Origin of the sequence: Pectobacterium sp. CHL-2024 (assembly GCF_044751765.1) — a bacterium.
GTDB lineage: Bacteria > Pseudomonadota > Gammaproteobacteria > Enterobacterales > Enterobacteriaceae > Pectobacterium > Pectobacterium brasiliense.
Window position 1 is genome coordinate 162,841 of sequence record NZ_JBIXKO010000005.1, and the last position, 14,360, is coordinate 177,200.

Consider the following 14,360-nt stretch of genomic DNA (forward strand, 5'->3'; position numbering starts at 1 on the left):
GATGAAGGATTACGCCTCTGCTGTCTTTAATAAGGAGTCAGGTGTGCCCGTTAACTATAGCAATGAATTGATGATTGCAATGTGAATAGGAAAAAATAGTAACGGGTGATTTATCAAGGGATAGGAATAATTTATAGCGCAAAGTTGTGATCCTTCGGGGGGCTGCTAGAGTTTATTTTGACTGTGTTATTAAGGTGGAACGCTGCCATTAACGGAAAAGAAATCAGTCTATGAAGCAGAACTTTTCATTAGGTATTCGTGACCTTTGGGATGAGCTGGTTACGCTCCAGCAGGCGGGCTTTTATTGGGTGAATATTGATCGGCAGGTTGATGCCGCCTTATTTTGCCAGCAAATCATGCACGGCCAAAATAACGACGCGAGAGTGGCGTTAATAGGCTGTGGGGAACGCTCTGATTCTCTTTTGACGGCATTGTTTACGACAGAAAATAATAACGCCGGAAAGAAACAATTATCCTGCTATGCATTGCCGGAAAATAAAGCCGCGTTGCTGAATTTAACCGATGACTTAATGCGCGCATTGCGCCCCAAAAATCGTCTGTTAGTGCTTTATGCCCCAGCCAGCCTGTGGCGGGATATCTCGCCAGAAAGGCTACAGCGCTGGATCGATGACACCGCGGCATGGCTGCATCAGCGCCAGTGTACGCTGGTGGTGATCAGCCACAGCAGCGGCGTAACCCGCCTGAGGAATATGCTGATTTCTCAACATCGTGGACTCTATGGTTTAGCCAGTCTGCAATGGCAGCAGGATCGCGCGCAGTATCTGGTGTCATGGTGGGCAACGGAAAGGGGCGTGCGGGCGAATAAGGTGCAGATGCTGCAATCCGACAGTGACGGGTGGTACATGCTGAAGGAAGAGGAGCCGATCCTCACGCCGTCTCTGGATGATGATGGGCTCTTCCTGATGGAAAAGAGCGTAATGGAAGGCGCACCTGCGCTGTCAGAAAACTGGCAGCTACTGGATGATAACGCCATTTTGGTACAAACCGGCATGCTGACCCATGCGGCTACCCTCGTTTTTGCGCTCAATCAAACCAGTCAGGTGGATACGCTCGTCAAACAGGTGCATAGCCTGCGGCGGCAGCGTGGTGAATTGCTGAAGATTGTGGTGCGGGAAATGAAGCCTTGTCTGCGTGCCAGCGACGAGCGTCTGCTATTGGCATGTGGCGCGAATATTATTGTCTCTCATTCAGAACCGCTATCCCGTTTCCTGACCCGGATTGAAAGCGTGCAAGGGCAGCGCTTTACCAAACACGTTCCTGTCGATGTTGAAGTCTTGCTGACCACCATGCGGCCGCTACAGATTAAGGGCTACCAGCCCCCTGATATCTTTCGGCAGTCTGTGCAGATGTTGATTGATAGCACGCTGATGCCGGAAGGCAGCAAAGGCGTACTGGTCGCATTGCGCCCCGTACCGGGCGTGCGGGCGGCGCAGGCGTTGACGCTGTGCACGCTGCGACGCTTTGGTGATGTCGTCACGATCGCGCAGGGTCGCCTGTTTTTGTTCCTGTCCAATTGCCGCCTGAATGAGCTGGATATCGCGCTGAAATCCATTTTCCGCCTGCCGGTAGATGAAGCGTTCAGTAATCGGATTGTCTGGTCGCAAGACTTACAGATTCTGGCAGAAGTTAAATCGCTGGTGCAGGGCGATACGCTGGAGCAAGAGCGGCAGATTAACGACTATGTGCAATTGCAGCAGACCGAATCTGCACCGCGCAGCCAGACGACGCGGCGTGAACCTATTGCTATCGATCTATTGGCGCCCGATCTATTGGGTTCCAATTTACGGGCCCGCGCACCGGGAGAGCCGTCATGAACCTGATTGATATCGTGCAACTGGTGTTATTGAGCGCGGTCGTTTTCTTTACGCTTGGCTATCTGGCGCACCGTGTGATTCCCCACTGGCTTCAGTATTGGAAAAACAGGCTGTTGTCACCGCGTTACCTGAAACCTGCGAGTGTCTGGATGCGCAGCTCTTCTTCAACAAAGACGGTCTCAACCAAGCCGACTTCAGCAGAGACTAAAAAATAAAATGGACGAAAAAAAACCTACGCAGCAACAGGATACGCAAAAACAGCAAAATACATGGCGCTACTGGCGTGGGCTCGGTGCCTGGAATGTGTATTTTTTGCTGAAATTTGCTCTGTTATGGTTTGGCTACCTGAATTTTCATCCGCTGCTTAATCTGGTCTTTCTGGCGTTTCTGCTGTTTCCGATCCCCAATGTCACGCTGCACCGCTGGCGTCATATTATTGCCATCCCGCTCGGTATCGGGCTGTTTTACCACGACACCTGGCTGCCGGGCATTAACAGTATTATCAGTCAGGGATCGCAGGTTGCGGGCTTTAGCGGAGCCTATTTGCTGGAGCTGTTAAACCGCTTCATTAACTGGCAAATGGTCGGTGCGGCGGCGGTGATTACCGTCGCCTACCTATTCTTCGCACAGTGGATTCGTATTACGGTGTTTACCGTGGCGGCGTTGGCGTGGTTAAACCTTGTCAATCTGGCGGGCCCAGCGGTGTCGTTGATGCCAGCGGTATCGACGGCGTCTGCTCCCTCGGCGGCGTCCCCGGCTGGCGGAGACGCTGCGCTGCCTGAGGCCACATTACCGCCAACAAACGCCAATCTAACGGCTTATCTGAACCAGTTTTACACACGAGAAAAAGCGCGAGCCACGGCGTTCCCCGCTGCGCTGCCGCAGGATGCTCAGCCTTTTGATCTCCTGATTATCAATATCTGTTCGCTGTCGTGGTCGGATCTGGAAGTGGCGCAGCTAGAGAATCATCCGCTGTGGAAGAAGTTCGATATCCTGTTCAGCCAGTTTAACTCTGCCGCCGCTTACAGTGGGCCTGCGTCAATTCGCCTGCTACGGGCAAGCTGTGGTCAACAGTCTCATATTGATTTGTATCAGCCGGTGAACCAACAGTGTTACTTGTTCAGTAATTTGGTGGCGCTGGGTTTTGAAGAGCAATTGATGCTCGATCATTCCGGCGTCTTTGGTAATTACCTGCGTGAGGTGCGTGAAGAGGGAGATATTCAGATCCCGATGCTGTCGCAGGAGGGCATTAGTCACCAGATTACCTCATTCGACGGCGAGCCGATTTATAACGATCTGGAATTGTTGAATCGCTGGCTGGGCGAGCGGGAGAAAGCGACGACGACGCGTAACGCGACCTTCTTTAACCTGCTTCCGCTGCACGATGGTAATCGCTTTGTGGGAAGCAAGCAGTCGGCGGACTATGCGCCACGCGCGAAGATTCTGTTTGACCAACTGGATGCGTTTTTTGACGTGTTGCAAAAGTCCGGCCGTAAAGTCATGGTGATTGTGGTGCCAGAGCACGGCGCAGCGCTGGCTGGGGATAAGATGCAAATGTCCGGGCTGCGCGATATTCCCAGTCCGAGCATCACGCATGTTCCCGTCGGCGTGAAACTGTTTGGCCTACAGGCACCGCATCAGGGCAATGCGCTGGAGATTGCGTCGCCGAGCAGCTATCTGGCAATTTCAGAACTGGTGGCGCGCATGGTCGACGGCAAAGTGTTCACCGCGCCGTCTGTTGACTGGCAAACGCTGACGAGCGCACTGCCGCAAACGGAAGCGATCTCGGAAAATGAGAACGCTATCGTGATGCAATATCAGGGAAAACCTTACATTCGTCTGAACGGCGGAGACTGGGTGCCTTACCCGCAATAATCTCACCCCATCACTTGATCGGGCAGGCGAGAATCCTGCCCGATTCCTCAGTCTGCTCCCCGAATAGCGATACTGGCTTATGCAGGGGATATCCCCTATTCTGAGGCCGCGTTATCGCTGTTGCCAAAGGTCGCCTAGGATTAAGATGAAATCCCCCGAACATCAGCAGAAAACAGCGTTAAGGCGGCGATAAGCTGCCTTATACTATTTGCCGCGTGTAAATCGTGTTGCTGTGTGTAACGCGTGCGCATTTTTCGCGTTGTATATTGCTCACCTATTTGTTGTTTGGTGGGCCAGGTATTCAGGTCTGCATAAAAGGTTGACGGAGAAAGCGCTTGCGGCTCAGACGTTCATTAACGATTAAACAGATGACAGCCGTGTCTGCCGTGGCACTGGTGACGATCAGCCTGTTTATCGTCATACAGCTTTTTCACTTTGTGCATCAGCGCCGTGAAGATTATGCCAAGCAGTTGGAGAGCATCGCCTATTCCGTGCGTCAACCGCTGACGGATGCGGTGTTACAAGGGGAAGTGCAGCGTGCGGGCAATATTCTGGACAGCTTATTACCCGTTGCCTTTCTGAGCCGGGCCGATGTGCTGCTGCCGGATGATTTCCAGACGCTGCACGCGAATTTCCCGAAAGAGCGTCCGGTGCCAGACTGGATCGCACGGGTCTTTAAGCTGCCTATCCGCATCTCTATTCCGCTCTATTCGCCGCCACAGACGCAGTATTCGGCTCCACTGGCACATCTGGTGTTGCAGGCGGATTCCTACCGGATGTATCAATTTATCGTCAGCACCTTTTCAACCATGCTGGCGACGTATCTGCTGCTGGCGCTGATTATGTCGATCGCCATTACCTGGTGTATTAACCGCCTGCTGATACACCCGCTGCGTGGGATTATTGTCGAGTTACAGAATCTCCCGCCGGATGACATGCTCCACCGCCAACTTACGCTGCCGCCCTGGCATCAGGACGATGAGCTGGGCGCGCTGGTGCGCAGCTATAACCGCAATCAACAGCTGCTGGCGCAGTCGCTGTCTGTCGGAACGGAAGGCGCGGAGCTGCCGGACAAAGCGCACTTCATGCGACGCCTTGAACAGCGTCTGGCCGATGCCACACCGTTCAGCCTGCTGGTTTTCGGGCTTGATTCGTCTGCCAGCAAGCAGGGCAAGGTAGATATGCTGGCGCAGCAGCTCAGTGCGGCGATTGAAGAACAGAACGAGGCTGGGCTCATCTATCTGGCGCGTCTCGACTGTGATGAGTTCGCTATCATCGGGAAGCAGCTGCAATCCGCCGGACAGGCGCAAGATTGGGCGCAAAACGTGATGCTGGCGATTAATTCTCCCTTTTTACCGGCGGGCTCCCAGCCTGCGCGGGCTGTCAGCGCCGGAATCCTTACCATTACCGATCCTCGACCCGAGGATGCGGCACTGCTTTTATCACAGGCACGTTTTGCTATGCAGCTGGCGCGGCGTGATAAAAAATCCGGGATTCATCCTCTCACGGTGCCTTCCTGAGTATTTACAGGTAACGCAAATGTTACTTTTCATAGAAATGTTTCCTGAACGGCACATTCCCCGTATGACGGGGGTTTGAAGGCTTTTCAAGGCAACATTGCTGCCGAAAAAATGTGCATCTGTTACAAGTAAATTGCACTGATGTTTCTTTATAATTCCTGCTGACGTGATTCAGCTCTTGTTTTTAACCTGTCGTTCACAAACTAAACTTATAAAACATTCTCAGCTTGTTATTGCAATGTTACTTTCCGGCGCAATCACAGGCGGCATTTTCGTACCCTATTCCCCTCCTGTGTTTTCCCCACCATAGGACGTATGTATGAAAACATCAATTTTTAAAAGTCTTTATTTTCAAGTTCTTGCCGCCATTACAATAGGGATACTGTTGGGGCATTTCTACCCCCAGCTTGGCGAGCAAATGAAGCCGCTGGGCGATGGGTTTGTTAAATTAATTAAAATGATTATTGCGCCGGTTATCTTCTGTACGGTAGTCACCGGTATCGCAGGCATGGAAAGTATGAAGTCGGTCGGTCGTACTGGTGCGGTCGCCCTGCTGTATTTTGAAATCGTGAGTACGATTGCGCTGATTATCGGCCTGGTCGTGGTTAACGTGGTGCAACCTGGCGTGGGCATGAACATCGACCCAAGTACGCTTGATGCGTCTGCGGTGGCGGTTTATACCCAACAGGCTTCGCAACAGGGTCTGATTCCGTTCCTGATGGACGTGATTCCGGCGAGTGTGGTCGGTGCGTTTGCCAGCGGTAACATCTTGCAGGTTCTGCTGTTTGCTGTGATGTTCGGCTTTGCGCTGCACCGCTTAGGGCCAAAAGGCAAAGTGATTTTTGACGTGATCGACAGCTTCTCCAAGGTCATTTTCGGCGTCATTAACATGATCATGAAACTGGCTCCGCTGGGTGCGTTCGGTGCAATGGCCTTCACCATCGGTAAATATGGTGTCGGTACGCTGATACAGCTGGGACAGCTGATCGCTTGCTTCTACATCACCTGTGTTCTGTTCGTGTTCCTGGTGTTGGGCAGTATTGCCAGAGCGACAGGCTTCAGTATCTTCAAATTCATTCGCTACATCCGTGAAGAACTGCTGATCGTACTGGGCACATCTTCTTCTGAATCCGTGCTGCCACGTATGCTGGAGAAGATGGAGAAGGTCGGTTGTAAAAAATCGGTCGTTGGTCTGGTTATTCCTACCGGCTACTCGTTCAACCTGGATGGCACCTCCATCTATCTGACAATGGCCGCGGTATTTATCGCTCAGGCGACCAATAGCCACATGGATATCTGGCATCAGATTACCCTGCTGGTGGTGCTGCTGCTGTCCTCTAAAGGTGCAGCGGGCGTGACGGGAAGTGGATTCATCGTGCTGGCGGCAACGCTGTCTGCCGTGGGCCACCTGCCTGTTGCCGGTCTGGCGTTGATTCTGGGTATTGACCGCTTTATGTCAGAAGCCCGTGCGCTGACCAACCTGATTGGTAACGGTGTGGCGACCATCGTGGTAGCAAAATACTGCCGCGAGCTGGACGAGAAGAAACTGGATGCTGAGCTGTCTGGCACCAACAAGAGCGATAATGGGATTACACCGACTGCACAGTCATAATTCCGATACGGTTTTCTAAATCAGTTCCCCACGGCGTTAACGCTCCGTGGGGAATTTTTTTGTCTGCCAACACGTCGAACCAAACCGTTTCCCTTCCTTTTCTTACCCGTCCTGAAACGTAAAAATATTGTTAAATATGACTATTTTTACCTTTTTTGCAGATTATTTCGTCTTCTGGAGTGACATAGACAAAAGCGCGCTGTCCAAGGGAATGGTACACTTCGCGTCTTTAATTTTTTCCGTGATATATCCACGAGAGTGTGCGGTGGCAGACGCAAGGCCACCATAATGATCAACAATAACCACATTATTATGTTGGATAGCTATGAGTAGGGGTTCACATGCAGGGCACCAAAAAGGCGCTTTTCGTTGGTGGTTTGTTGCTGGCTGTGGTCAGCAGCGGCGTGCAGGCTGAAGCACTACAGCCCGATCCTGCCTGGCAGCAGGGTAAGCTTGATAATGGTTTTACCTGGCAGTTATTAACCACACCACAGCGCCCCGGCGATCGGGTTGAGCTGCGTCTGGTTGTGAATGCCGGGTCGCTGCTGGAAAACGCTCAGCAGGTTGGTTTTGCCCATTTTCTTCCCCGTCTGGCCTTAGCGCCCGGCGATAAGCTGTCTGCCGCCCAGCAGCCTTCTATGTGGATGCGGGATGCTAACAGCTCACGCGTCCTGCCTCCGGTCATTGTCTCGTATGACTTCACGTCGTATAACCTGAGTTTGCCGAATAATCGCCCCGAACTGCTGAAAGAAGCGCTGGCGTGGCTTGCGGAAAGCGCAGGGCAGATGACGTTCGACGAAAAAAGCCTACAGGCCGCGCTGAAGGTGCCCGATCAGGTGGCAACCTTTCCGATTAACCCACAGGATCCGAGCTGGCGCTATCGCCTGAAAGGCTCACCCCTGCTGGCGCACGATCCTGCTCAGGACGTCAAACCGCCGTTGAATGGCGAGCAGCTCCAGCAGTTTTATAAAACCTGGTACACGCCAGATGCGATGACGCTCTACATCGTCGGTCATGTGGATAACCGCAGCGTGATCGAGCAGATCGGGAAAGCCTTCTCCCCGCTGGAAGGGAAGCGTGAAGCGCCCGCGCCGTTGCCGACGCTGAGCCCGCTACCGCCGCAGGCGATCAGCCTGATGAATAACAACGTCCAGCAGGATACGCTGTCGCTGATGTGGGATGCCCCGTGGCACCCGATTCGTGAATCGCAGGCGCTGGTTCGCTACTGGCTGGGCGATATGACGCGGGAAGCGATGTTCTGGCACCTGCAGCAGGCGCTGGAGAAGAGCACGCTGAAGAGCAACAATCTCCGCTTCGACTGTAATGTGTTTTATACCCGTTCTCAGTGCGCGATTCATATGGATGTCCCGAATAGTGAGGGCGTGGAGCCGGGCGTGACGTTTATGGCGCGTGAGCTGGCGACGCTGCGTGAAAAAGGGCTGACGCAGCAAGAGTTTGATGCGCTGATTGCGCGCAAGACGGACGAGCTGAACAAGCTGTTTGCGACCTATGCGCGGACCAGCACGGACATCCTGATGGATCAGCGACTGCGCTCCCAGCAGAATGGCGTCGTAGATATTTCTCCCGAGCAGTATCAGAAACTGCGCCAGACCTATCTGTCCGCGTTGACGCTCGATATGCTGAATCAGGAACTGCACCAGCAACTGGTACAGGATACGACGCTGATGTTGATCCAACAGCCCGGTGAACCGGAAGCGAATATGAAAGCGTTGCAGGAAGCCTACGACCGGATTATGACACCGGCGACCGAGCCGGTTGCCAGCACCGCGGCGGCTGCGTCGGAAGGGGCCATTCCTGAAGGAACGAAACCGCAGGAAACGGCACCCGCCGCACAGTAATTCGTTAATCAGTAACTCATTAATCAGTAAATAGAAAAGGCCGCGATTGCGGCCTTTTACTTATTATCACGCGACAGCCTGTTTATGCAGGCATTGCCTCTAGCGGGATAATTGCGCCACGGTATTGAATGACCGTGCTGGCCGTCAGGTGACCGCGCTGTGCGGCTTCCTGCGTGCTGCCGCCGTTCAGACGTACTGCCAGATAACCTGCGCTGAAAGAGTCGCCTGCGGCGGTGGTATCGACCACTTTCTCTTTTGGCAATTTGATCGCCGGGACATCAACCAGCTCTTGTCCGCGTTCAGACACGATGCAGGAATCGGCACCGCGTTTGATGACCACTTCGTTAACGCCCAAACCGTGCGTCCGATCCAGCACCGCTTCCAGCGGCTTCGTGCCCCACAGCATGTCTTCGTCATCTAGTGTCAGGAAAGCGATATCAGTACAGGACAGAATGTCGGTGTAAGCCTGCTGCGTTTCTTCTTTGCTCTGCCACAGACGTGGGCGGTAGTTGTTATCAAAAATCACTTTACCGCCGTTGGCGCGGCAGGCGCGCAGCAGGGCGAGAAGACGTTGACGGCTTTCTGGGTTCAGAATCGCCAGACTGATACCGCTCAGGTAGAGATAGTCAAACTGTGCCAGCGACTGACCGATTTTTTCTGCTTCCGGGCTGTCCAGCCAGTAGCGAGCCGCGGCATCATTACGCCAATAGTAGAATGTACGCTCGCCGCTATCGTCGGTTTCAATGAAGTATAAACCGGGCAGCTTGTTGTCCAGTCGCTGAATCAGGTCGGTTTTCACCCCTTCTTTCTGCCAGGCGGCAACCATCTCGGTACTGAAGCTATCGGTGCCGAGCGCGGTCACGTAATGCACGCCCAGCTTATCAGCGTTTACCTGACGGGCAATGTAAACGGCAGTGTTCAGCGTATCGCCGCCAAATCCACGGTTAAGATCCGTGCCCTTCTGCGACAGTTCGATCATGCATTCGCCGATTACGGCAATGTTAGTAGTTGTCATCACTTTTGGCCTGTTTGAAAAGCTGGGTATAAAATGCGGAAATTAACGTCAGTCTCAACATTACGCGAGACTGAGTCAATAGCCTTGAAACGATGTTTTATTTTTTCATGACACAGATCGGAAAACCAGTGCTTTCACGCTGCTTTTAGCGAGGTGAGGGCGGTTCTTTTTCCTGCTCATTCTTATCCGTCGAGGTGTCGCCTTTGTAGTTCGCCGTGGCGATCCAGGCGGCGCAGAAGAGCGTCAGACGCGCGAAGAAATAGAAGAACGCCATCAGGCCAATGACCGAACCGAACGCGGCACCGGAAGGTGAGCTGGCCAGTTTAGGCAGCGCGACGGTCATCGCGAATTTGATCACTTCAAAGCCCACGGCGGCGATCAGCGTGCCGCGAAAGAGCGCTTTGCGTTTGGGTTTATGGCGCGGTAAAACGAAAAATATCCACAGGAATAACAGATAGTTGGCGAAGATGGAGATGGACAGAGCAATCAGCGTCAACGCGGGGCGCAACCACTCGATGCCATCCAGCCCCAGCGCGGTCACAATCATGTTTTGCGCGGTGCCAGCAACGGAAGTCAGGAAAAGCGTAATGATCAGCGCAATGACCAAACCGGTCAGCGACAGGAAATCCCGCGTGTACTGAAAATAAATCTTCTCTTCATCTTTCGGGTTCCGTTCCCACACGTCGCGCGACTGGGCGCGAATCGCCTCACGCAGGTTTCCCATCCAACTGATGCCGGAATAGAGTGCGATCAGCAAACCGGTAATCCCCACGGTAGTACGCTGCTGTACGGCGGTGTTAACGGTACTTTTCAACGTATTGGCCAGATTAGGATCGCTGATACTGTTGACGATACGGTTAATCAGCCCCGTCAGCAGGTCAGGGTTGGAGGCCAGCACGAAACCCACGGCGGCAAAAGACACCATGAGAATCGGGATCAGCGACAGAAAGGAAAAATAGGTAATGGCCGCGCCAAACTGGTTGCCCATCCGATCGTTGAAACGTTCGCCCGCGCGAATCAGGTGCGCCACGCTGGGGATCGCCTGAATACGGGCGACCAGACGCTTACTTTTGCCCAGAAACGAGAGGGGTTTCTGTGGTGATTTATCCCCTTCAGGGGTTGACGATGTTGACTGGCGCTCCGGGTCTGCCGGTACAGGCATTGCGTTTCTCCTGTGTTCGGGATTATAAGATTGATTATAACCAACAATATAAGAATGTTACTTTTCGATGTTTTTCTGAACGTACGTCATACACGGACGTTAAGCGAGTGAATTTTCCATGCCAACACCTTCCCCATCCGAACCGGCGCTGAGCGGTCTGCGCCTTAATCTGCGCATCGTTTCGATTGTGGCGTTCAACTTCGCCAGCTATCTGAATATCGGCCTGCCGTTGGCGGTGCTGCCGGGGTATGTGCACGATCACCTTGGCTACAGTGCATTCTGGGCTGGGTTGGTGATCAGCCTGCAATACTTCTCCACGCTACTGAGCCGGCCACATGCGGGCCGCAGCGCCGACGAAAAAGGGCCGAAGAAAATCGTCGTCTGGGGGCTGGCTGGCGTCATGCTGAGCGGGGTGTTCTACCTGATGGCCGCCTTTAGCGATGCCTCGCCTGCAATCACGCTGCTGTTGTTGTGTCTCGGGCGTATCGTGCTGGGAGCCGGACAGAGCTTTGCCGGTACAGGCGCAACGCTCTGGGGCGTCGGCGTGGTCGGTTCCCGACACATCGGGCGCGTGATTTCATGGAATGGCATTGCCACCTATGGTGCGATGGCGATTGGCGCACCGCTCGGCGTCTGGCTCAACCATATCGGTGGGCTAAAACTGCTTTCCGTATGCATTATCCTGATCGCAGCCGTGGCGATTGTCCTCGCGCTGCCGCGTCCGGCGGTGCAGGTCGCACCGGGGAAAAAGATTCCTTTCCGCGAAGTGCTGGGGAAAGTCTGGGTTTACGGCATTATTCTGGCGATCGCCTCTGCGGGTTTTGGTGTGATCGCCACCTTCATCACGCTGTTTTATGCTGACCGGAATTGGGAAGGTGCGGCGCTGACGCTAACCATTTTCAGCTGTGCCTTTGTCGGTGCACGATTGGTGTTTCCTAACAGTATTCAACGGTTTGGCGGACTGCGCGTAGCGATGGCGTGCTTCGTGGTTGAGATCGTCGGGTTGTTGCTGGTCTGGGGAGCGACGCAGCCGCTGATGGCGGAAGTTGGTGCGTTCCTCGCGGGGGCGGGTTTCTCTCTGGTGTTCCCGGCATTGGGTGTTGTCGCCGTTAAGGCGGTATCGCCGCAGAATCAGGGTAGCGCGCTGGCAACCTATACGATATTTCTCGATTTATCGCTGGGCATCGTCGGACCGGTGGCGGGTGTGCTGATGGCCTATACCGGCATCGCCTCTATTTATCTGGCGGCGGCGCTGCTAGGGCTATGCGGTCTGGCACTGACGTGGCGGCTGGCTCAGCGGATCGTTAACGTATAGAGAATTGCAATGCGGGCCGTAGACAATCCTAATCCACGAAATGAAAACGGTGATAATGGAATAGAAGAGTAAAGCGTCCGCGCCAGGGATGGCGCGGCTCGAGCGTACACGGATGTATTTACCGCGTCTTTACGATCTATCCATTATCACCGCTCTGCGTACTTTGCTATATCATTCGAATAACCACCTTGGTGGCTACTGTCCGACGATAACACCGATTATTTCAGCTTCAGGGTGTGGATGATGCCTTCGGCTTCGCTCTGTGCCTGCTGTTGATTGCTGGCTGGCAGTGTGATCTGTAGGGTCAGCAGTTGGTTTTCCACTTTGCCCAGTACGACAGAGGAATAAGCCTGTTGTCCGCTGCTAGTGATAATGCTGTCGAGCTGTTGCAGTTTCTTGCCGTCAACGTCGATGGTTTTGTTGGTGACAACCTGGAGGTTGGCGTCACGCGTGCGCTGTTGATCTTCCAGACGCTGCGTCAGCACGGTCAACTCTTCTGTGGTGTTGTCGCCCAGAATCACGATGACCGCTTTCTGCCCATTGTCATTGGCGTAAACGTGCATGTTGTTCGCCTGCGTTCCCACTTTACCACTCTGGTCACGCATGTCGGCTGGCAGAGTAAACGCAATCTTGCCTTCCATTAATTCAATATTCTGACCTGCGCTGGCTTCTGCGGCAGGTTTATCTTGTGCGCCCGCTTTTGCAGCGTCATCCGTTTTGCCATCACAGGCAGCAAGCAGGCCGACAAGCAAGCCGACACCGAGGTATTTGATTACATTCGACATGGGATCCCTTTCTCTCGTTTTTGAAACAGATAATCGTTTTAAACAGGTAATAACAGTATGGCACCCTATTCAGATAGCAAAAACAAGCATTTTGTTGTTGCAAACCGTTGTTAGTACCTGCGTTATTTTTACAAAACGATGAGTGACTTGATGAGAAAAGGCGGCGCAAATGGCCGCCTGACTGGCATTAATGGTGGCTGCTGACGGAGTGATAGTCGGGTGTGCCTTTCTGCTCGCTCAGACGTTTGAGCACCATGTTCAGCATGACGCCGTACATCGGCAGGAAGAAGGCAAGGCTGATCAGTAACTTGAAGGCATAATCCACCATCGCGATTTCAACCCAGTTTGCTGCCATGAAGGCATCGGTGCTGCGGTAAAACGCAATGAAGAAAAAGGCCAGCGTATCGCTGAAATTACCAAATACGGTCGACACAGCCGGCGCGACCCACCACGCGCGTTTCTGGCGCAGGCGGTTGAAGACGTGAACATCCAGAATCTGGCCGAGAACATAAGCCATGAAGCTGGCGCAGGCGATGCGCGCCACGACGATATTCACCTGACTTAATGCCTCGAACGACTGCCACGATCCCTGATAAAACAGGCTCGACACCAGATAGGAAATGACCAGAGCGGGCACCATCACGGTCAGAATGATACGACGCGCCAGCGGCGCACCGAAAACCCGTACCGTCAGGTCAGTTGCCAGAAAAATAAACGGGAAGGTAAACGCGCCCCAGGTGGTATGAAAACCGAAAATCAATACCGGGAGCTGGACCAGATAATTACTCGACGTAATGATCAGGACATGGAACAACGATAGCCAGATCAGCGCCGTAAGCCGCTGCTGGGGAGTAAAACGATACATAATGTGACCTTTTTGGTTATTGGGGTTAGGGAACCCAAGAGATAACGTGCAGATTTATGCTGCAACGCGGCGGCATAATACGCAATTGCTTCGTTAATGCAATGTGTTTTGCCAGGAAAAGATGGTTGTTTTCTGCGCAAACGTTGTCGTCGCTTGCGTCGGGAAATCCTCAGCGTAAACTAAGGCGGTTTTTTGATTTCTGTACTGAGAACGTTGATGACCGATCCCTTTACCAACCCGGATAAAACCCTTGATGCACAGGGACTGCGCTGCCCTGAACCTGTAATGATGGTGCGTAAGACGGTACGCCAGATGGAAACCGGGCAAACGCTGCTGATTATTGCCGACGATCCGGCCACCACCCGCGATATTCCCGGTTTTTGCGTGTTCATGGAGCATGAGCTTCTGGCACAGGAGACTGAACAGCTTCCCTATCGGTATCTGCTGCGCAAAGGGTAATACTCGTCATACTTCCAGCCGCAGGTGCGCGGCGTTGCACCGCGCACCGTAGACTACG

Annotated in this window: 12 protein-coding genes; 8 read left to right on the forward strand and 4 right to left on the reverse strand. The window is 53.4% G+C overall.

From position 1 onward, the window contains the following. Positions 1–230 precede the first annotated feature (230 nt). From bcsE to ACIPUG_RS10575, 6 genes are all read left to right on the forward strand, one after another. Positions 231–1,835: a cellulose biosynthesis protein BcsE gene (bcsE, locus tag ACIPUG_RS10550; RefSeq protein WP_400338360.1), complete on the forward strand. Its 1,605-nt coding sequence runs from the start codon at positions 231–233 to the stop codon at positions 1,833–1,835. Then, a complete protein-coding gene (gene bcsF / locus ACIPUG_RS10555) occupies positions 1,832–2,050 on the forward strand; it encodes a cellulose biosynthesis protein BcsF (protein WP_039465487.1) in 219 nt (72 codons plus the stop codon). Before bcsE ends, bcsF begins: the two co-directional genes overlap by 4 nt. A 1-nt stretch (position 2,051) precedes the next feature. Beyond that, entirely contained in the window at positions 2,052–3,710 is a 1,659-nt protein-coding gene (bcsG, locus tag ACIPUG_RS10560; protein WP_400338362.1) for a cellulose biosynthesis protein BcsG, read from the forward strand. Between the two features lie 368 nt (positions 3,711–4,078). Continuing rightward, positions 4,079–5,230, forward strand: coding sequence for a diguanylate cyclase domain-containing protein (locus ACIPUG_RS10565; RefSeq protein ID WP_400338363.1), 1,152 nt, complete (start codon positions 4,079–4,081; stop codon positions 5,228–5,230). 319 nt (positions 5,231–5,549) lie between these two features. Then, positions 5,550–6,842 (forward strand): dicarboxylate/amino acid:cation symporter, encoded by a 1,293-nt coding sequence (locus ACIPUG_RS10570; RefSeq protein WP_100017926.1) that lies wholly within the window; start codon positions 5,550–5,552, stop codon positions 6,840–6,842. 341 nt (positions 6,843–7,183) lie between these two features. Beyond that, entirely contained in the window at positions 7,184–8,701 is a 1,518-nt protein-coding gene (locus ACIPUG_RS10575; RefSeq protein ID WP_400338365.1) for a M16 family metallopeptidase, read from the forward strand. A gap of 82 nt (positions 8,702–8,783) precedes the next feature. Here ACIPUG_RS10575 and ACIPUG_RS10580 read toward each other — a convergent pair whose 3' ends face one another. Together ACIPUG_RS10580 and yhjD are read right to left on the reverse strand one after the other, a co-directional pair. Further along, positions 8,784–9,716 carry a sugar kinase gene (locus ACIPUG_RS10580; RefSeq protein ID WP_010681401.1) on the reverse strand — a complete coding sequence of 311 codons (933 nt, stop codon included), beginning with the start codon at positions 9,714–9,716 and terminating at the stop codon, positions 8,784–8,786. 145 nt (positions 9,717–9,861) lie between these two features. Beyond that, positions 9,862–10,878, reverse strand: coding sequence for an inner membrane protein YhjD (gene yhjD, locus ACIPUG_RS10585; protein ID WP_400338366.1), 1,017 nt, complete (start codon positions 10,876–10,878; stop codon positions 9,862–9,864). Positions 10,879–10,996: 118 nt separating this feature from the next. On the opposite strand from yhjD, the gene ACIPUG_RS10590 reads away from it, so the two are divergent. Continuing rightward, positions 10,997–12,193, forward strand: coding sequence for an MFS transporter (locus ACIPUG_RS10590; RefSeq protein ID WP_400338368.1), 1,197 nt, complete (start codon positions 10,997–10,999; stop codon positions 12,191–12,193). 218 nt (positions 12,194–12,411) lie between these two features. On the opposite strand, the gene ACIPUG_RS10595 is transcribed toward ACIPUG_RS10590, so the two are convergent. Next, a complete protein-coding gene (locus tag ACIPUG_RS10595; RefSeq protein ID WP_014917056.1) occupies positions 12,412–12,978 on the reverse strand; it encodes a DcrB family lipoprotein in 567 nt (188 codons plus the stop codon). A gap of 187 nt (positions 12,979–13,165) precedes the next feature. Further along, positions 13,166–13,843 (reverse strand): 7-cyano-7-deazaguanine/7-aminomethyl-7-deazaguanine transporter, encoded by a 678-nt coding sequence (locus ACIPUG_RS10600; RefSeq protein ID WP_039281561.1) that lies wholly within the window; start codon positions 13,841–13,843, stop codon positions 13,166–13,168. A gap of 216 nt (positions 13,844–14,059) precedes the next feature. Between ACIPUG_RS10600 and tusA the strand changes: the two genes are divergently transcribed. Next, positions 14,060–14,302, forward strand: coding sequence for a sulfurtransferase TusA (tusA, locus tag ACIPUG_RS10605; RefSeq protein WP_012772835.1), 243 nt, complete (start codon positions 14,060–14,062; stop codon positions 14,300–14,302). The last annotated feature ends 58 nt before the right edge of the window (positions 14,303–14,360 follow it).

What these genes read in the sequence shown, in the direction of transcription:
- bcsE (WP_400338360.1), top strand. Translation starts at nt 231, where the DNA reads ATGAAGCAGAACTTTTCATTAGGTATTCGTGACCTTTGGGATGAGCTG.
- bcsF (WP_039465487.1), top strand. Translation starts at nt 1,832, where the DNA reads ATGAACCTGATTGATATCGTGCAACTGGTGTTATTGAGCGCGGTCGTT.
- bcsG (WP_400338362.1), top strand. Translation starts at nt 2,052, where the DNA reads ATGGACGAAAAAAAACCTACGCAGCAACAGGATACGCAAAAACAGCAA.
- ACIPUG_RS10565 (WP_400338363.1), top strand. Translation starts at nt 4,079, where the DNA reads ATGACAGCCGTGTCTGCCGTGGCACTGGTGACGATCAGCCTGTTTATC.
- ACIPUG_RS10570 (WP_100017926.1), top strand. Translation starts at nt 5,550, where the DNA reads ATGAAAACATCAATTTTTAAAAGTCTTTATTTTCAAGTTCTTGCCGCC.
- ACIPUG_RS10575 (WP_400338365.1), top strand. Translation starts at nt 7,184, where the DNA reads ATGCAGGGCACCAAAAAGGCGCTTTTCGTTGGTGGTTTGTTGCTGGCT.
- ACIPUG_RS10580 (WP_010681401.1), bottom strand. Translation starts at nt 9,716, where the DNA reads ATGACAACTACTAACATTGCCGTAATCGGCGAATGCATGATCGAACTG.
- yhjD (WP_400338366.1), bottom strand. Translation starts at nt 10,878, where the DNA reads ATGCCTGTACCGGCAGACCCGGAGCGCCAGTCAACATCGTCAACCCCT.
- ACIPUG_RS10590 (WP_400338368.1), top strand. Translation starts at nt 10,997, where the DNA reads ATGCCAACACCTTCCCCATCCGAACCGGCGCTGAGCGGTCTGCGCCTT.
- ACIPUG_RS10595 (WP_014917056.1), bottom strand. Translation starts at nt 12,978, where the DNA reads ATGTCGAATGTAATCAAATACCTCGGTGTCGGCTTGCTTGTCGGCCTG.
- ACIPUG_RS10600 (WP_039281561.1), bottom strand. Translation starts at nt 13,843, where the DNA reads ATGTATCGTTTTACTCCCCAGCAGCGGCTTACGGCGCTGATCTGGCTA.
- tusA (WP_012772835.1), top strand. Translation starts at nt 14,060, where the DNA reads ATGACCGATCCCTTTACCAACCCGGATAAAACCCTTGATGCACAGGGA.